At 31.3% G+C, this 18,560-nt stretch carries 19 protein-coding genes and 1 other RNA gene; 12 read left to right on the top strand and 8 right to left on the bottom strand.

Features of this window, described 5'->3' with window-relative positions:
- Positions 1-62: 62 nt before the first annotated feature.
- From rnpB to AB3G34_RS06515, 3 genes are all read left to right on the top strand, one after another.
- Positions 63-382, top strand: an RNA gene (gene rnpB / locus AB3G34_RS06525) — RNase P RNA component class A.
- A gap of 125 nt (positions 383-507) precedes the next feature.
- Positions 508-1,446 carry a ketopantoate reductase family protein gene (locus AB3G34_RS06520; protein ID WP_369753845.1) on the top strand — a complete coding sequence of 313 codons (939 nt, stop codon included), beginning with the start codon at positions 508-510 and terminating at the stop codon, positions 1,444-1,446.
- Positions 1,447-1,509: 63 nt separating this feature from the next.
- Positions 1,510-2,043 (top strand): hypothetical protein, encoded by a 534-nt coding sequence (locus AB3G34_RS06515; RefSeq protein WP_369753844.1) that lies wholly within the window; start codon positions 1,510-1,512, stop codon positions 2,041-2,043.
- A 67-nt stretch (positions 2,044-2,110) separates the two neighbouring features.
- On the opposite strand, the gene AB3G34_RS06510 is transcribed toward AB3G34_RS06515, so the two are convergent.
- Positions 2,111-2,704 carry an RsmD family RNA methyltransferase gene (locus tag AB3G34_RS06510; RefSeq protein WP_369753843.1) on the bottom strand — a complete coding sequence of 198 codons (594 nt, stop codon included), beginning with the start codon at positions 2,702-2,704 and terminating at the stop codon, positions 2,111-2,113.
- Entirely contained in the window at positions 2,701-3,522 is an 822-nt protein-coding gene (locus AB3G34_RS06505; protein WP_369753842.1) for a DUF3822 family protein, read from the bottom strand. Before AB3G34_RS06505 ends, AB3G34_RS06510 begins: the two co-directional genes overlap by 4 nt.
- Before the next feature lie 153 nt (positions 3,523-3,675).
- Here AB3G34_RS06505 and AB3G34_RS06500 point away from each other — a divergent pair, with 153 nt between their 5' ends.
- Complete coding sequence (locus AB3G34_RS06500) at positions 3,676-5,097, top strand: ATP-dependent RecD-like DNA helicase (RefSeq protein ID WP_369753840.1); 1,422 nt, start codon at positions 3,676-3,678, stop codon at positions 5,095-5,097.
- 13 nt (positions 5,098-5,110) lie between these two features.
- Here AB3G34_RS06500 and AB3G34_RS06495 read toward each other — a convergent pair whose 3' ends face one another.
- Positions 5,111-5,473, bottom strand: coding sequence for a winged helix-turn-helix transcriptional regulator (locus AB3G34_RS06495; protein WP_367753196.1), 363 nt, complete (start codon positions 5,471-5,473; stop codon positions 5,111-5,113).
- A 118-nt stretch (positions 5,474-5,591) separates the two neighbouring features.
- Here AB3G34_RS06495 and AB3G34_RS06490 point away from each other — a divergent pair, with 118 nt between their 5' ends.
- The 3 genes from AB3G34_RS06490 (at position 5,592) to kdsB (ending at position 8,218) form a co-directional block, all read left to right on the top strand.
- Positions 5,592-6,470 (top strand): SDR family oxidoreductase, encoded by an 879-nt coding sequence (locus AB3G34_RS06490; RefSeq protein ID WP_369753839.1) that lies wholly within the window; start codon positions 5,592-5,594, stop codon positions 6,468-6,470.
- Between the two features lie 121 nt (positions 6,471-6,591).
- Positions 6,592-7,422, top strand: coding sequence for a 4,5-DOPA dioxygenase extradiol (ygiD, locus tag AB3G34_RS06485; protein ID WP_367770031.1), 831 nt, complete (start codon positions 6,592-6,594; stop codon positions 7,420-7,422).
- A gap of 70 nt (positions 7,423-7,492) precedes the next feature.
- A complete protein-coding gene (gene kdsB, locus AB3G34_RS06480; RefSeq protein ID WP_369753838.1) occupies positions 7,493-8,218 on the top strand; it encodes a 3-deoxy-manno-octulosonate cytidylyltransferase in 726 nt (241 codons plus the stop codon).
- Here the strand turns inward: kdsB and AB3G34_RS06475 are convergent, their stop codons facing one another.
- From AB3G34_RS06475 to AB3G34_RS06465, 3 genes are all read right to left on the bottom strand, one after another.
- Entirely contained in the window at positions 8,219-8,929 is a 711-nt protein-coding gene (locus tag AB3G34_RS06475; protein WP_367753189.1) for a potassium channel family protein, read from the bottom strand.
- Between the two features lie 149 nt (positions 8,930-9,078).
- Positions 9,079-10,956 carry a glycoside hydrolase family 3 protein gene (locus tag AB3G34_RS06470; protein WP_369753837.1) on the bottom strand — a complete coding sequence of 626 codons (1,878 nt, stop codon included), beginning with the start codon at positions 10,954-10,956 and terminating at the stop codon, positions 9,079-9,081.
- Between the two features lie 128 nt (positions 10,957-11,084).
- Positions 11,085-11,750, bottom strand: coding sequence for a spermidine synthase (locus AB3G34_RS06465; protein WP_369753836.1), 666 nt, complete (start codon positions 11,748-11,750; stop codon positions 11,085-11,087).
- Positions 11,751-11,811: 61 nt separating this feature from the next.
- Here AB3G34_RS06465 and AB3G34_RS06460 point away from each other — a divergent pair, with 61 nt between their 5' ends.
- Positions 11,812-12,363 carry a 1-acyl-sn-glycerol-3-phosphate acyltransferase gene (locus AB3G34_RS06460; protein ID WP_369753835.1) on the top strand — a complete coding sequence of 184 codons (552 nt, stop codon included), beginning with the start codon at positions 11,812-11,814 and terminating at the stop codon, positions 12,361-12,363.
- Positions 12,364-12,397: 34 nt separating this feature from the next.
- On the opposite strand, the gene AB3G34_RS06455 is transcribed toward AB3G34_RS06460, so the two are convergent.
- Positions 12,398-12,847, bottom strand: coding sequence for a helix-turn-helix domain-containing protein (locus AB3G34_RS06455; protein ID WP_369753834.1), 450 nt, complete (start codon positions 12,845-12,847; stop codon positions 12,398-12,400).
- Between the two features lie 310 nt (positions 12,848-13,157).
- Between AB3G34_RS06455 and AB3G34_RS06450 the strand changes: the two genes are divergently transcribed.
- The 4 genes from AB3G34_RS06450 to AB3G34_RS06435 all read left to right on the top strand — a co-directional run bounded on the left by AB3G34_RS06450 (position 13,158) and on the right by AB3G34_RS06435 (position 18,082).
- The gene (locus AB3G34_RS06450) at positions 13,158-14,312 is read left to right on the top strand and encodes a M14 metallopeptidase family protein (protein ID WP_369753833.1); all 1,155 of its coding nucleotides are present in this window, start codon (positions 13,158-13,160) and stop codon (positions 14,310-14,312) included.
- 77 nt (positions 14,313-14,389) lie between these two features.
- The gene (locus tag AB3G34_RS06445; RefSeq protein ID WP_007139244.1) at positions 14,390-14,869 is read left to right on the top strand and encodes an Lrp/AsnC family transcriptional regulator; all 480 of its coding nucleotides are present in this window, start codon (positions 14,390-14,392) and stop codon (positions 14,867-14,869) included.
- Between the two features lie 101 nt (positions 14,870-14,970).
- A complete protein-coding gene (locus tag AB3G34_RS06440) occupies positions 14,971-17,556 on the top strand; it encodes a phosphoenolpyruvate carboxylase (RefSeq protein WP_367770014.1) in 2,586 nt (861 codons plus the stop codon).
- 10 nt (positions 17,557-17,566) lie between these two features.
- Positions 17,567-18,082 (top strand): DinB family protein, encoded by a 516-nt coding sequence (locus AB3G34_RS06435; protein WP_369753832.1) that lies wholly within the window; start codon positions 17,567-17,569, stop codon positions 18,080-18,082.
- 3 nt (positions 18,083-18,085) lie between these two features.
- Here AB3G34_RS06435 and AB3G34_RS06430 read toward each other — a convergent pair whose 3' ends face one another.
- Positions 18,086-18,559, bottom strand: a complete 474-nt coding sequence (locus tag AB3G34_RS06430; RefSeq protein ID WP_369753831.1) for a DNA-deoxyinosine glycosylase — start codon at positions 18,557-18,559, stop codon at positions 18,086-18,088.
- Position 18,560: the final 1 nt, after the last annotated feature.

Raw genomic sequence — 18,560 nt, 5'->3', positions numbered from 1 at the left:
AAAGTGTTGTTAAAGTAACGATTCTAAAATAGCAAAGCATGAATAAAAAAATGTAAATTTGCCCAGCAGACCGCCTTATCGTCGTTCCGATTTTTCGGAAGGGAGGAAAGTCCGGACACCTTAGAGAAGCATAGCGGGTAATACCCGTCGGTTCGAGTAATCGGATTAGGACAAGTGCAACAGAAAGTATGTACAGGTAATGCTGTAGTGAAACCAGGTAAACTCTATGCGGTGAAATATCAAGTATATCAGCATTTAAGGGCTTCTCGTCCGTTGTTGAAGGGTAGATAGCTTGAGTCTCGTAGTAATGCGAGATCTAGATAAATGATAAGGGTCCCGATTTATCGGGATACAGAATCCGGCTTATAGGTCTGTTATTTTTATTAAAAGATTTAATAAATCAAAGATTGTGAAATCTAAAAGAGAACCATTAAGAAATTCAGTTATATTAAGTCTAAAGACTTGATTTCTAAATTTCTTAATGGTTTAATTTTTTAAATAGTGGTTATGAAAACAAGAATAGGTATATTAGGTTTGGGTGGAGTAGGTGGCTATTTTGGTGGACTTTTGGCGAAAGCCTATGCTGAATCAGATCAAATTGAGATTGTATTTATCGCACGCGGGGAAACTCAAAAAGCTATAGCGCGATCTGGCTTAAAAATTGTTTCGGATGACAATGAAATGATTGTTTTTCCAAGCATAGTATCTAATGATCCTGCAATAATAGGAAAATTAGATTACCTCATTTGTGCTACAAAAACGTATGATATTGAAGAGAGTCTTCTTGCGCTTCAAAAGTGCATTACAAAAAACACCGTTTTTCTACCTTTGTACAATGGTGTTGATGCGCCAGAAAGAATTAGTATCCTTTATCCTGATAATGTTGTTTTAGAAGGTTGTGTTTATATCGTTTCGATGATTAATGCTCCTGGTGAAATTACAAAAATAGGGGCGTACGAAAAATTATTTTTTGGATCTAGAACAGCCTCTATTTCTAAACTGAAAGCCTTACAATCCATTTTTAAAAAGGCAACGATAGAGAGTTATTTAGTAGACAACATTGAAGAAACGGTTTGGGAAAAATTTATTTTCATATCCGCATTAGCATCAGCTACTTCTTATTTGAACCAAAATGTAGGTGAAATTCTAAGTACCGATTCTAGCCGAAAATTATATGTTGGTCTTCTCAATGAAATCACGCTGATTGCCGCTGTTAAAGGATTGGAATTACCTAATGACATTATTATGCAAACTATTTTAAAATTAGAAAAAACACCACATAGCGCTACGTCTTCGATGCATCGTGATGTATTGGCTGGACGTAAATTTGAATTGGCATCTTTGACTCAATTTGTAGTGGAACAAGGATTGAAATATGAAGTAGAAACACCAAATTATAAAATGGTTTTAGATAAATTGTCAGCACTTTTAATTTCTGACAATTAATTTATAACTGTATGTTTTTATGTAATAATTCTTACATTTGTTTTATACTAATCATATAATTAAATGAAGAAACAAATATTCCTTTTATTGGGTTTTCTAGCATTATCAACTACTAATGCTCAAGAGAAACTATCTGTTGAAAAAAATCAATTTAAAATTAACGTACTCCTTCCTGGAGTTGTTTACGAACATGGTTTTAACGAAAAAAACACGTTATATTCTGAAATAAGTACAGGGTTTGCATTCCGAAGTAACAGTAGTTTAGGTTCCGCGCATGCGTTTTATCCAAACATTAATGAACAGTTTCGCCATTATTACAATTTAGATAAAAGAACTGCAAAAGGAAAAGTAACAGCTAAGAATTCAGGTGGTTTTGTAGCGTTGAATGCTATTTATAATTTCCAATCTATTTCTTCAAACGAATCAGTATTATATTCAAATCCTTCGATTACCATTGCTCCTGTTTGGGGATTTCAAAGAACGTATAAAGGAAATTTTAATTTAGGTTTAAATATGGGGATGGGTTATAATATAGGGAAGTATGATAACGGTGTAGCGACTGTGCTTAATTTTTCTTTAGGATGGGTAATTAAATAGAATACTTTTATAAAAACAGAAAAGCCCGAACATCGTCCAGGCTTTTCTGTTTTTATATTGTAAGTGGCTATTCTTCTTCGCCGTCTTCGTTAAATAAATCCTCGTCTAACTCCTCGTCTGATGAAGGCAATTCGAAGAAACTGAAAATAGATCCGCCATAACTTTTCTTAAATGAAAAATGAATTAGATGATCTAGTTTAGTATATTTTGAATGCTCAATAACCATCATTCCGTCTTGATTCAAACTGTTTTTTTCAAAAACAAGCAGCACAATTCTGTCGAATGTAGCTTGATCTAATGCATAAGGTGGATCGGCAAAAATAATATCAAAAGTGGCATTGTTTCTTTCTAAAAATTTAAAGACATCACTTTTCGTAGCCGCAATATTAAAATCGTATTCAGCGGCTGTTTGTTTAATGAATTTCACGCAACCAAAATCCCCGTCAACTGAGGTTATTGGAGAACTTCCTCTAGAAGCAAATTCGTAGCTTATATTTCCTGTTCCAGCGAATAAGTCCAATACTTTCAATCCTTCAAAACTAAAATGGTTATTTAAAACATTGAATAAAGCTTCCTTAGACATATCGGTTGTAGGGCGAACGGGTAATCCTTTTGGTGGATTTATGCGTCTTCCTTTGTATTTTCCTGAAATGATTCTCATGAGTTGAAAAGTATATAATGATTTCTGTTTTCGGCCTCAGAAAAATAATTGTTCCATCGTAAAGCCTCAACGTCTACTAAAGCAACGTTGCGGATGTATTTGTAGGCTATTTTGAAAAATTCACTTTCTGTATCAATATCTCCTATTAATTCCAATAAGAATTTTTCTGGATTCATAGTCAATTGTTCAGCAGTAAATAAAACGTAATAAATAAAATCTTCGGGTGTTTGGTAATCAAAGGAGTTGAATAATAACATCTTTTGATTTTGAATAACAATAATTTCAAAATGGCCTTTATTAAAATGGACAGTCATTTTTTTATCGTCAATATTTTTGGATGCATCCAAAAGGGTAGTGATCAAAATACTATTCGCATGCTTATAATCAAAAGCACCAAATTTGTCAATAAAAAAATTATTCATATTCACATAAGGAATATAGACACAGTTGATTTGATAATTGCTAATTTCATCGAAAGCGAAAAAATCAGTTTTAAAAACTTTTGTATTATACTGTAAATAACTACCTATAAAATTCTCATCGAATAAGGGTTCAGGAACAAATGTGGAAAGATTGTTGTTGTGTATAATGAGCACATCATCATAGCTGTCATTCAATTCAGCATATTCCTGAAAAGCATTCGAAAATAAATCTTCAATTTGTATTCCTTTATGGAAACTGTCAAAATGAACTTCATTAAAAGAAGTTATGGTATTGTTTAATGTATCAAAACAACAAAAAGAAAGTCCAGTCAAGGAAACTTGAATAGACAGTTTTTTATATTTCTTTTCGGTAATATTCGTATTTTGTGTAGACATAAACTTTTTTGAAACCCAATCTAAATATGGAATTTTGAATCGATTAAATGCAATTGCAAACTTACAATTTTTTTTGATTCTAATGGGATTTAATGTGATTCACCGGAATTTCATCCTTATATTTGAAGTTCATTTTACAATAACAAAGCCCAGATGAATTCTTCCTTGTTCTATAGCCTTTTACGAAAACAGTTTCCTTTTGCTCCTACATACAATCAGGATATTTTTTTTCAAAAAATCGCCATTTTTTTAACGGATACGCACAATGACACTATTTTTGTACTTAAAGGATATGCTGGAACTGGAAAAACGACTGTGATTTCTACTATTGTAAATAACCTATTAGAAATTAACAAAAAGTACGTTTTACTGGCGCCTACAGGTCGTGCTGCCAAAGTAATTGCTAATTATTCGAACAAGCCTGCTTTTACGATTCATAAAAAAATATATTTTCCAAAGAAATCTTCGGGAGGTGGAGTGTCGTTTACTTTGCAACCCAATAAACATAAAAACACCATATTTATAGTCGATGAAGCTTCTATGATTTCGGATACGAATTCCGATTCTAAAATGTATGAAAACGGATCGTTACTAGACGATTTGATTTCTTATGTCTATTCAGGAGCCAACTGTAAAATGATACTCTTGGGAGATACCGCACAATTGCCACCGGTAAATTTAGATATTAGTCCAGCCTTAGATATTCAAACTTTAAGCATCAATTACAATAAAGAAGTCGAGCATATTGAACTCAATGAAGTAATGCGTCAGGAAGAAGGTTCCGGTATTTTATATAATGCTACGGAGCTTCGTACTTTATTGGAAGATTATTTTATAACCGATTTTAAATTTGATGTCAAAAAATTCAAAGATATTGTTCGGTTAACAGATGGATATGACATTCAAGATGCCATTAATTCTGCATATAGTAATTATAGTATTGAAGATACGGCTTTCATTGTTCGGTCGAATAAAAGGGCCAATCAATACAACGAACAAATACGAACCAAAATTCTCGATAAGGAAAGTGAGTTGTCTACAGGTGACTTTTTAATGGTAGTGAAGAATAATTATTTTTGGCTAAAAGATTCAGATGAAGCTGGTTTTATTGCCAATGGTGATATTATTGAAGTGCTGGAGATTTTTAAAATTCAAGAATTATACGGTTTTAAGTTTGCCAAAGTAAAAATACGAATGGTCGATTACCCAAATCAAATTCCGTTTGAAACCGTTTTATTATTAGACACCATAAAAAGCGAATCTCCATCTTTAACGTATGAGGAATCCAATAGATTGTATCAAGAAGTATTGAAAGATTACGAAGGAGAAACTAAATACAAGCAGTTCCAAAAAGTAAAAGCCAATGAATATTTCAACGGATTACAAGTAAAGTTCTCTTATGCCATAACCTGCCATAAGTCGCAAGGAGGGCAGTGGGATACGGTTTTCATTGAACAACCTTATTTACCTAATGGAATAGATAGTGATTACATTCGATGGTTGTATACGGCAATTACAAGAGCAAAGAGCAAGTTATATTTGATTGGGTTTAAAGATGAGAATTTTGTCGAATAGATAATATTGAGATTTACTTTTCCGCAAGTACTGTTTCCCTATGTTGCAAACCCCATTCTAGCATTTTATCTAAAACATCACCTAAGGATTTAGCTGATTCTGTTAATTCATATTCGACTGCAATTGGTATAGTATCATAAACAGTACGTTTCACCATTCCGTTCATTTCTAGATCTTTCAATTCCTTAGATAACATTCGTGGTGTGATTTTAGGAATATTGCGCAGTATATCAGTAAATCGTCTTTTTTCAAATAGTAATGACCCAATAATAGGCAGTTTCCATTTTCCACTAATGACATTCAAAGTATCATTTACAGCCAATACAAACTGAATTGGACATGCTTTTACATCTTTAAAGCTTATTTTATTTTCCATAGCTCCTTATTTTACTGATAGTATACTAAAGTATATCGATATACTTTAGTATAGCACTATACTTTAAGAAGCAAAGGTAGTTATCTTTGTATTAGAAATAATATAAATACAAAAAATAATGAATACAAAAATTTTGGTCACAGGAGCGACAGGTAATTTCGGAAAAACAACAATTGATTTTTTGTTGAAAAAAGGAATTGCAGTCTCCAATATTTCAGCCCTAGTTAGAGACGAAGGCAAAGCAGCTGATTTGAAAGCAAAAGGAATTACATTAAAAATAGGGGATTACGATAATTATGAATCGTTGTTAGCTGCATTTCAAGGAATTGATAAATTATTATTGGTTTCAGGAACTGATTTAGCTAATCGTAGTAAACAACAGTTAGCGGCTGTAAAAGCGGCAAAAGAAGCAGGAGTGAAGCATATTTTGTATACTAGTTTTGAACGTAAAAATGAATCTGATAGCTCTCCAATTGCCTTTTTGGCTAAATCACATATTGATACGGATACTGCTATTAAAGCAAGCGGAATGAAGTATACTATTTTTAGAAATAATTTATACCTAGATGTGTTACCTATGTTTTTAGGTGAGAAAGTTTTAGATACTGGAATTTATTTTCCAGCAGGTGAAACTGCTGCTGCATATGTATCTAGAAATGATTTGGCTGAAGCTGTTGCTACTGTTTTAATAACTGAGGGTCATGAAAATAAAGAATACGGGATGAATAATGTCGAAAATTATTCGATGCAAGAAATTGCAGATACTCTAAGTAAAATTACAAATACTACTGTAAATTATATAAGTCCTGACCCTAAAGCTTACGAAGCTGTTTTGACTCAGGCAGGAGTTCCAGGGGAATATATTGGAATGTTTGTAGGTTTTGCCGAAGCGATAAAGCAAGGTGAGTTTCAAGCAGAATCTTCGGACTTAGAAAAATGGTTAGGAAGAAAACCGATCACATTAGAAGTTTTTTTGAAACAAGTTTATTCAAAATAAAATTATAGATTTTTTTGATTTATAAAAAATGGGCAATTTTATTTGTCCATTTTTTTATAAAATGAATCTTTATAAAAGAAAAGATTTTTACATTTAATGATTATTAGGACAATTACTTGATATGAATACTTTAAACGACTTACATAAAATTTCTAGTTCTTTTTCGAATACCGAAAAAATGCCTGTCTTATTTTTAGGACACGGGAGTCCAATGAATGCAATTGAAGAAAATGAGTTTGTAGCCAATTTTAGAAATTTAGCCAAAACATTACCAGAACCCAATGCTATTTTGTGTATTTCGGCACATTGGTTTACTAATGGCACAAAGGTTACTGCAATGGAAATGCCAAGAACAATTCACGATTTTGGAGGTTTCCCTCAAGCATTATTTGATGTGCAGTATCCTGCAAAAGGAAGTCCTGAACTAGCAGTAGAAACTACCAAATTATTGCTTCCCACCGAAGTGGAACTTGACGAACACTGGGGATTAGATCATGGTGCTTGGAGTGTAATAAAACATTTATATCCAGATGCTCATGTTCCTGTAATTCAGTTGAGTATTGATTATACTAAACCAGGGAAATATCATTTTGAATTGGCTCAAAAACTCAGCGCTTTGCGTACTAAAGGCGTTTTGATAATTGGAAGTGGAAATATAGTTCATAATTTAAGATTGGTTGATTTTCAGAATTTCCATAGAGATGATTATGGTTACGATTGGGCGATTGAAGCAAGAGCTACAATAAATGATTATTTGCTAGATGGAGACTTTCAGCCGCTTATTGATTTTGAAAAACAAAGTAAAGCCTTTCAATTAGCGATACCTACACCAGACCATTATTTGCCTTTGATTTATACTTTAGGACTAAAAGGAAAAACCGAAGAATTAAGTTTGTTTAATAATAAACTTTTAGCGGGTTCGTTGAGTATGACTTCGGTTAAGATTTTATAAAATAAAACTTATATTTGGCGCACTAAATTAACTTTGTATTTTAGCGCCTTCATGGCAAAATAATAATAAAATGAAAATAATAGCAGTCATTCCCGCCCGTTACGCGTCAACTCGATTTCCAGCTAAATTAATGCAGGACTTGGGAGGCAAAACGGTAATTTTAAGAACATATGAAGCAGCCATCAATACCAATTTATTTGATGATGTATTTGTAGTAACCGATTCAGATTTAATTTTTGATGAAATTGTTGCTCATGGCGGTAAAGCGATTCGTAGTATCAAAGAACACGAGTCGGGGAGTGATCGAATTGCTGAAGCTGTTGAAAATCTAGATGTAGATATCGTAATAAATGTGCAAGGTGATGAACCATTTATTGATGCGGAACCTTTGGCAAAAGTGATTGAAGTATTTAAAAATGATTTGGATAAAAAAGTAGATTTGGCATCCTTAATGCGCGAAATTACTATTGAAGATGAAATTAACAATCCCAATAATGTAAAAGTAGTTACCGATCAAAATCAATTTGCTTTGTACTTCTCGCGTTCAGTAATTCCTTATCCAAGAGAGAAAAATGTAGGTGTGCGCTATATGCAACACATAGGAATTTATGCTTTTAGAAAACAAGCGTTGTTAGATTTTTATAGTTTACCTATGATGGCATTAGAAGCATCTGAAAAACTGGAACAACTTCGCTATTTGGAATTTGGTAAACGCATAAAAATGGTAGAAACTACCCATGTTGGAATTGGTATTGACACCTTGGAAGACTTAAAAAAAGCTAGGAAAATGTTGTAATTAGGCATCGTTATCTTGGTCAAAATACCCTTTAGACTTTATTTTAGTAGAGAAAAAATTCAAAAATAGTACTACATATAATAGTACCAAAAGAGATTGCATACTCACCAAAAACTTACCAAAGGTTTTAACAGGATAGTAGTCGCCAAATCCTATGGTTGATGATGTTACAGTACTAAAATAAATAGCATCAAACCAATGATGAAAAGGTCTATTTAAATAATTATCGCAAGTATATAAAACGGCAAAAGCAAATACCATTTCTAGATAATTAAAGAAAAGTAACAACATTGATCTTTTGTACGAACGCGGTTTTGAAAATAAATCGGAAGCAAAAATCAAGGTTGGTATATACAAAACGGTTTCTAGCATTACATAAACCATAATGCCAAGAAGTAACGGGTTCGTTTGCCATTCATTCATTAAAATAGTAAGAGGAAGTGCTACCTTAAGCAAAACATAAAAATCAACAGCCAAATCTTCATATTCAGCCCCTTTTTTAGAAACTAAATATTTGATATAAATACCAGGAAAAAACAATTGAGAGGAGGAAAGAAACAAGCGCACAATTTTTTCAATTCCATTGTCATCCTGATGGTCGTTGTTCCAGATTGCATTTATATTTTGAATTCGTTTTTGAATAGGATTAAATTTTGGTTTTCCCATTTTGGCTACATTTCCTAAAAGTAGTTTCCGTACCGTTTTTTTCATCCAAATTTAGTTTTACTGTTCCTACCGAAAGTACAAAATAATTAGTTTAGATTCCATCTTTAACGTGTTGAATTAAAATCAAAAAAAATGCTTCATATTTATAGAGAAGCATTTTTTAGAAACATAATTAACTAACAACAATTAAAAATCTAATAACTCAATCCAAAACCAAAATGGTATAAAGGATCTTTAGAGTCATAAGGCACATCTTCTTTTTGATTTCTTACCGCTTCCATCGAAGACGGAAGCTCAAAAGGTAATTTTCCTTCGGGTTTAGCATTTCCAAAAATCACATCCAATAAGGCTGCATCGCTAGCGCCATAATTTCCAAAAACACCTTTGGCTGCAGCATTAATCTCAGGAAAAACAGCAGGACGATCTAAGTAAATATCAACAATAGTAGGAACTGTTTTACAAAGTGTAATTACGTCTTCTAGGTCTTTTCCTTTAAAATCTAAATCTCCGTGATGAAACCCTTTGGCAAAAGGATTATCAGTTTCTAATGGTACCCATGGAGTATTCAAGCGTATAATAGCAACATCTGCTTGTTCAGGAAGTGCTACAATAAGTCCATATTTAGAAGCTATTTTAGGATCAATATTTTTTACATAAATCTTCAATTTTGCCACAGCAATTAACGGAAGTTTAATGTCATTTTTTAATAAAGTCATAGAACGACGTTGTGTTTCGTTACCTAATTTTCTAAAATCGGCACGACCTACAATTTGGGTTGCTTTTTCTACATCAACGTATGGATTATCAAATAAACCTAAAGTAAATTTTTGTCTCAACAAACGTCTGATAGATTGGTCAATACGAGACTCTTTTATTTGTCCTTCTTTAACTAATTCAACTATATATTGCGGGCAATTTTCTCCACCAAATTGATCACAACCAGCTTCAATTATTTTTTTTACCCGTTCTTTTTCACTAAGGTTTTCAACCCCCCAAGCACGTGCCGGCCATACAACAGGACCCATTTGAGTATCAGTAACTAAACCCCAATCAGTACAAACTACACCATCGTATTTGTATTTATCACGTAAAAGTCGTGTAATAATGTCTTTGTTATAAGAGAAACCTACATTCTCAGAAGTTTGTTCCATTGGCACACCATAATAAGGCATAATTGCAGCTGTATGTGCATCGAAAGCCGCTTCGAATGGAATTAAATGATAATTGAAATTATTACCTGGATATACTTGTCCTTTTTGATATTGAAAATGAGGATCAAGTCCTTCTTTTTGAGGACCTCCACCAGAAAAGTGCTTGGTCATAGTTGCTACACTGTTTACATCTAATTTGTTTCCTTGAAAACCCAAAATGTACGCTTTAATCATTCGAGCAGAAAGATTGGCATCTTCTCCAAAAGTCCCACTAACACGAGGCCAACGCGGTTCCGTTGCTAAATCAGCCATAGGATGTAACGCTTCACGAATTCCAACAGCTAGGTATTCTTGACGTGCAATATCACCAAACTTTTGCATTAATTGAGTGTCATTAATTGCTGCAAAACCAAGTTGTTCAGGCCATTGTGAAAATCCATTTGCTTCCATAGCGAAAACATTATTACTAAAATAATGACGAGGATCTGATGCAATTGTTACTGGAATTCCAAGACGAGTACCTTCGGCTACTTTTTGAATGGCATTGTAGCCCATAGCTATTTCTTTAACATTGGGTGCTTGCCAATAATTAAAGTGATTCATTTTTTTATTTTCAATCAATTCACGAGGAGAAGGAAGCCGAGCTGCCATACCAGTTGCACCTTCTTTTTTATCAATAGTACCATCGGTGTTAATTAGCGTTCCGTTAATAAACATCATCCCCGCTTTTTCTTCTATATTCATTAAAGAAATCAAATTACTGATTCTTTTTTCGATAGGAAGTTTTATATTTTCATAAGGATCCATTTTTCCGTTTTTGTTTAAATCACGGTATTTAGGTGGATCAATAAATGACATTAATGAAATACTAGATAAAACTGTTAATGTCAAAACAGATTTTTGAATATTTATTTTTTTCATGGCACAAATAATTGACTTTTGTAGTTATACTAATCTATATGTGTTAGTATGACGCAAAGTACATTTAATTATTATAATAACAAAAAAAATATTAATTTTTTTATGTATCAATAAAAAGAAAGCAAAACTTATATTAATTTCTCGATAACGATTAGTTCATTATGATTTTCAACCCTGGGAATGGATTTGATTTTAAAATGAATAGTATCAAATTCAGCAATGTATTTCTCATTTCTTACGTTATCTTTTTTGTTTAAAAGCATTGTGTTGAAAAGAGCAAATCCTTTACTGTTTAAGAGGAAACAGATTCTATCAATAAAAAAAGATTCAAATAAAAAATTAGGCATTGTAGTATCTTGGAAGATGTCAATAATAATCAAATCATATTTATTTTTTGTTTTTAATACAAATTCAAATGCATCATCAATAATTATTTCAAGTTGGTCAATTTTATCTAGGTTAAAATATTGATTAGCTATTTTAATTATATCTGAATCGATTTCTACTCCTGTTATTTTACCTTTATAATCTATTTCATCAACCAAAGTTTTAATTACACTACCTCCTGCTACACCAAGTACTAAAATATGTTTCATAGGTGTAATGTTATGAAATCCTATATTTTTTAAACCTAATCTTAAAATGCGCTGTAAACTGCCATAAGAGTAGTTTGTGTTTTTCGAATCTAAAACTAATTCTCCATTAGCCCATGTAACTTCTAGTGATTTGCTTAAGGGAGATTTTTTTGTATGAATTTTTATAGGAATAATATAACTCAATATTTTTTTCAGCATCAATTGCAGTTTTTATCTAAATTAGTTTAAAATTATATACTTTGCACAAAATTACGTAGGAATGAAGAAACAAATATATAAATGTATATTTTTCAAGCTTATGGGCTGGAGAATTGTTGGCAGTATAGATGCAAATATAAAAAAGTGTGTGATGATGGTAATGCCACATACAAGCGCACATGATTTTTACTTAGGGATATTCACAAGAGGAATAACTGGTTTAGATATGAATTGGGTAGGTAAGAAAGAATTATTTCGTTTTCCTTTTGGTTATTATTTTAGATATATGGGAGGGGAACCTTTAGACAGATCTGGAGGATTAAATAAAGTTGATTCAATTGCTGCTATTTTTGAAAGAAGAAAAACGTTTCGATTAGCAGTTGCTCCTGAAGGGACACGTAAAAAAGTAAGCGAACTTAGGACAGGTTTTTATTATATAGCTTTAAAAGCAAATGTTCCAATAATTCCAGTCACATTTGATTTTGGAAAAAAAGAAGTCAATTTAGGCTTACCATTGATGCCGACAGGAAATTTAGATGTAGATATCGAAATTCTAAAAAAACACTTTATTGGAGTAGAAGGGAAAAATCCAGAATATGGATTTAAAATGTAATTGATGCTTTTGCAATTTTCAAAATACAAATTATTTATTGGGGTTTGAAAATTTTAAAAGTTCCATCTTTAAAAAAAAACACGATTTTATCCACATCTCCAGAAATGATTTCACTTTCAACATTTGGGAGACTTTCTTTATCATTTTCATTTTGAGAAAATAAGTTTTCAGGAATTGAAGATGCTGCTGTTGGAGTAGTGTGATTTAATTTTAATTCAGGAGTTACACTATTTTCAACTACTAGATCTTTATCTCCATTTTTTGGAAAACTTCCTTTTCCATTTAAAATCCAATACAAATCTACATCAGGATAGACTTCTAAAATTTTCAAAATAAAATCAAGACTTGGTTTGTTTCTTCCTGAGAGAAGGTGGGATAGACTAGATCTCTGTACACCAATTTTATCTGCAAATGTGGAGGCATTAATACTATAATAATCAAGTATAATTTCTAAGCGTTTAACAAAATCTTCCGTGTTTACCATTGTAAATTCATGTTCTAATTAGTAGGATTACAAATGTAAATAAAAAAGAGCTAAAAGACAATATTACATATGTAAATAGTAATAAATTGTATTTTAAAAGCAAACTAATACATTATATAAGTTAGTATAAATTACTGATTATAAGTTTGTATAATTTAAATTTAACACAAGTGACAAATGTTAATTATAGACAATTAAATCAGGAATCAAACACCAACAAAGCTGTTTACAATTATAAAATAAAGGTGAATTCGCAAGTTTACTTTTGTAAAAATAAAGTTGTTTACTTTTGTAAATTAAATATTACACTATGGATTTAGAACAATTATTCGTTGAAAATAAAGAAGCATCTATTGAAGGTAGGTATCTGACTTTAGAATCAATTGAGCCTTTATTAAATAAATTAAATTCGAAAAACCAACTTTCTATTATAGGAAAATCGGTTCTTGAAAAACCAATTTATAAATACCAAATTGGAAATGGAGATACCAAAATATTTCTATGGTCTCAGATGCATGGAAACGAAAGTACCACTACAAAGGCATTATTTGATTTTCTTAACTTATTAAATAGCAGAACTGATCTTGCTGAAAAATTGCTTTCTACTTTTACTTTTTATGCCATACCGATTCTGAATCCTGATGGAGCAAAGTTGTATACACGTGTAAATGCAAATTCAATTGATTTAAATAGAGATTCCCAAGATCTTTCCCAACCAGAAAGTAGGGTGCTTAGAGAGGCGTTTTTGTCTTTTAAGCCTGACTATTGTTTTAATCTTCATGATCAACGTACAATTTTTGGCGTAAGTGACACGGGTAAAGTAGCTACAGTATCTTTTTTAGCACCATCTTATAATGAAGAACGAGATATAAATGACTCTCGACTTAAGGCAATTAATCTTATTGCAGGTATTAATTCTGTATTGCAACAATATATACCTAATCAAGTAGGGAGATTCGACGATTCTTTTAATATAAATTGCATTGGCGATACGTTTCAGTCATTAGGAGTTCCAACTTTGTTGTTTGAAGCTGGGCATTTTAGCAATGATTATAATAGAGAAGAAACTAGAAAATACATTTTCATAGCGTTACTTTCGAGTTTTACGATACTTTGCGAAAACGATATAGTTATCAATAGAATTAATAATTATTTGAACATTCCTCAAAATAAACCCGTTTTTTATGATTTTATATATAAAAATGTCAAAATAAATTATGATGGTATTGAAAAAATAACGAATTTTGCTGCACAATACAAAGAAGAATTAATTGAAAATAAAATTTATTTTAATGCTTATATTGTAGAAATTGGCGAGTTGAAAGGTTATTACGGTCATTTTGAGTATGATGCTAAAGGTGCAGCGTATAAAGATGATTTAGATAATTTTCCGAAATTAAATCAAAAAGCTGATTTTTATTTAGATAAAAGCTTGAAATTTGTTAACGGATTGATAAAAAAATAATATTTTTAGTCTTTTTGTTGTTTTTATGTATATTTTTATACTTTGTTATAGCGAGTAATAATATTAATTAAAGAAATATGAGTAAGTTCCGTTTAGATGAAGTAGATCATCAGATTTTGGATATGTTGATCGATAATACAAGAGTTCCTTTTACAGATATTGCAAAAAAATTGTTGATTTCTGCAGGAACAGTTCATGTTAGGGTAAAAAAGATGGAAGACGCTGGAATTATAATGGGGTCTTCATTAGTACTTGATTATGATAAATTAGGCTATTCTTTCATTGCTTATGTAGGTGTTTTTCTTAATAATACATCACAGACCAAGTTTGTTTTACAACGTATCAATGAAATTCCATTTGTTACAGTAGCTTCTGTGACTACGGGAAAATTTAATATATTTTGCAAAATTAGAGCAAAAGATACCAAGCATGCAAAAGATGTTATTTTTATGATTGATGATATTGATGGTGTTTACAGAACCGAAACTATGATTTCACTTGAAGAAAGTATCAATGATAAAAAACGCTTAATGCATACTATTTTTAAAAATATGTAATTAAACTTGAATGCTATATTTTAAATATAACCTCAAGTTAGTTCTTGGGGTTATTTTTTTATAACTATTTTCTATTAAACCAAACCAACTATAACAAAATTATGTATACACTACCTAAAATTGAACGTTTCAATCAAAATGTTCTTTCAAAATACAACATTTACAATAGTGTTTTTATCACTTTACCATTTGATTCTATTGATAATACAGGAGTTTTACTTCCTTTATTTACGGAAGTTTGTGAAACAGGTTTTAAAAAGCAAGAAACTCCTAAAGAGATAATTGAATTTTTCTCTCAAAAATATTTACATAGCTCAGTTGAAGCCGATAAAATTGACTTAATGTTTCGTTTTATCCAGTATATCGAGCGTCAAATTGTATTATTTGATGCAGTTGAAGATGCTGCTTTTCCTATTGTTAATAATATGGAAGGGAGAGGGTCTTTAAGAGATATTAAAGAAAAAGCAGATGCTAAGGGCAAGAAAGAAGAACTGATAGATTTCCTTGAAAATTTCAATGTAAGGACTGTTTTAACAGCGCATCCAACTCAGTTTTACCCTGGTTCTGTTTTGGGTATTATTAATGATTTAACAGAAGCTATTCGCGAAAATAAATTACTTAATATAAAACATTTATTAGCTCAATTGGGAAAAACTCCATTTATTAAAAATGAGAAACCAAATCCCTTTGATGAAGCGGTAAGTTTGATTTGGTATCTTGAGAATGTATTTTATAATACATCAGGAGATATGGTTCATTACCTTCAAAAAAATGTATTCCAAGGTACTTCAATTCAGAATCCATTAATTAAACTTGGTTTTTGGCCAGGTGGTGATCGTGATGGTAATCCTTATGTAACTACGGATATTACATTGAAAGTAGCGGAACGTTTAAGAACCTCAATTTTGAAGTGCTACTACATTGAAATGAGAAACTTAAAAAGGAAGCTAACATTCTTTAACGTAGATGTTTTAGTTACTGAACTGGAACAAAAGCTTTACCGTTCTGTATTCTATTCTAAAGGGGAGATTTACATTACTTTGGATGAATTTAAAGCGCAGTTAAATAAGATTAAAGCTATTATTATTGAACAACATCAATCTTTGTATTTAGATGAATTAGATGCGCTTCTTATTAAAGTTAATTTGTTCGGTTTCCATTTTGCTACATTAGATATCCGTCAAAACAGTAGAATTCATGATGCTGTATTTAAAGATGTATTTGATTTCTATTTAAAATCGGATACTTTAGTTTTTCCTGAAAATTATTACGATTTAACAGAAATAGAAAAATTTGATGTTTTATCTAATGTAAAAGGAGATTTGAATCCGAATGATTTTGAAAACGAAATTACAAGATCAACTATTGAATCTATTCAAGCAATCAAAGTGATTCAAGAAAATAACGGAGAATTTGGAGCTAATCGTTACATTATTAGTAACAATGAAAGCGCACTTAATGTAATGGAGACATTCGCTTTGATTCGTTTAAGTAATTGGGAAACTCCTACAGTAGATGTTGTTCCTTTGTTTGAATCAGTAGATGATTTACTTGACGCGCATAATGTAATGGAAAAATTATACACTAATCCAATGTATGCTAAACATCTTGTAGATAGAGGAATGAAGCAAACTATTATGCTTGGTTTTTCTGATGGAACCAAAGATGGAGGGTACTTAATGGCCAATTGGAGTATTTATCAGGCCAAAGAAGCGCTAACTGCTATCTCAAGACAGTACGGTGTAGATGTTATATTTTTTGATGGACGTGGCGGGCCTCCAGCGCGTGGTGGAGGAAAAACACATAAGTTTTACGCTTCATTGGGTCCAAATATTGAAAACAAAGAAATCCAAATTACAGTGCAAGGACAAACAATTAGTTCAAATTTTGGGACTTTAGATTCATGTCGTCATAATTTAGAAAACTTATTAAGTGCTGGTGTTACGAATCAAGTATTTAGTAAAAACAAAAATATTTTATCTAGTTCAGAAAAAGAGGTAATGGACCATCTGGCCAACTTAGGATATCAAAAATACCTGAGTTTTAAAAATCACCCAAAATTCATTCCGTATTTAGAGCAAATGAGTACGTTGAAATATTATGCTAAAACAAATATTGGAAGCCGACCTTCAAAAAGAAGTAAGTCTGCTCAACTAGATTTTGCTGATTTAAGAGCAATTCCTTTTGTTGGTTCTTGGAGTCAGCTGAAACAAAATGTCCCTGGATTTTACGGAGTAGGTACAGCTTTAAAACATTATGAAGATACAGATCAATGGGAAAAGGTTCAAGATTTATATGACAATTCATTATTTTTCAAAACATTATTGGAAAATAGTATGATGTCCTTGGCTAAGTCTTTCTTTCCGTTAACGGCATATATGAAAAAGGACCCTCAGTTTGGTGAATTTTGGCAAATAATCTATGATGAGTTTTTAGAAACTAAACGATTATTACTAAAAATTGCAGGTCATACTGAGTTAATGGAAAACTATCCTGATGGTAAAGCATCTATTCAAATAAGAGAACGTATTGTATTGCCATTGTTAACAATACAACAATATGCTCTACTTAGAATAAATGAATTAAATAAAGAAAGTGTTGTTGATGAAAAGCTAATTAAAGTGTACGAAAAAATTGTAACACGTTCGCTTTTTGGAAATACTAACGCAAGTAGAAACTCCGCTTAATTAAAAAAAAATGAAAACAGATCAATTGCCTGTAAATGAATATTCGGAATTTAATGCAACTTATATTAAAGCGGCAGGAAATGTAGATATGATTGAAGAATTGGAAATTTGCCTTCATGATTTTATTCGTTTTGTACAAAATATCCCAATGGATAAATTTGATTACAGATATGCAGAAGGAAAGTGGACTATCAAAGATATAATTCAACATATTATTGATACGGAACGAATTTTTGCCTATCGTGCTTTACGAATTTCCAGAAATGATAAAACACCGTTGCCAGGTTTTGAAGAAAATTATTACGTTGATAATACAAATGCTAATGAAAGAAACCTTCAAGGGTTGTTGACAGAAATGGCTGTAGTAAGACAGGCTACGTTGTCTTTGTTTAAAAGTTTTTCAGAGGAACAATTGCTGAGAACTGGTACAGCTTCTAATACATCTATTTCGGTTCGTGCGATAGCTTTTATTATTATTGGTCATCAAAAACACCATCAAAAAGTTTATCAAGAAAGATATTTATAGCTTTTAAAAACAAGTAGACCAGATTTCAAGCTTTTTTTCAAAAGACATTGTATTAGCAGGACTAGTGGAAGGCATCACATAATAAGTGATGCCTTTTATTTGTCCAAATTTTTTAAGAAAGTATTTGTGACTTTCTTTACCGTTAAAGATTATTTTAGTAATTGTTGGGTAATTTTTAAATAGTGTAAAAAAATCATTTTCTTTTTGATTTTTTATGTTAGTATCTAAACTTCCATTTCTTTCACAATTTTCTAGAACATCCCACAATCCAATTTTGTTATTCTGTAATAATTTTATTTTTTCTTCGAAAACAACAGAAATCGGCAAACTATCCAAAAGTGTGTACATTATTTTCCAAAAATGATTTCTTGGATGAGCATAATATTCTTGTTTTTCAAGAGATGCAATTCCAGGCATGGTTCCTAGAATTAAAATTTCAGTTTCAGAATTGATAAAAGGGGAGAATGAAGTTATCATA

Source organism: Flavobacterium sp. WC2409, assembly GCF_041200085.1.
In the GTDB taxonomy this organism is placed as follows: Bacteria; Bacteroidota; Bacteroidia; order Flavobacteriales; family Flavobacteriaceae; genus Flavobacterium.
Note: the sequence above shows the minus strand (reverse complement) of the source record. Positions and strands in the feature narration are given on the sequence as shown.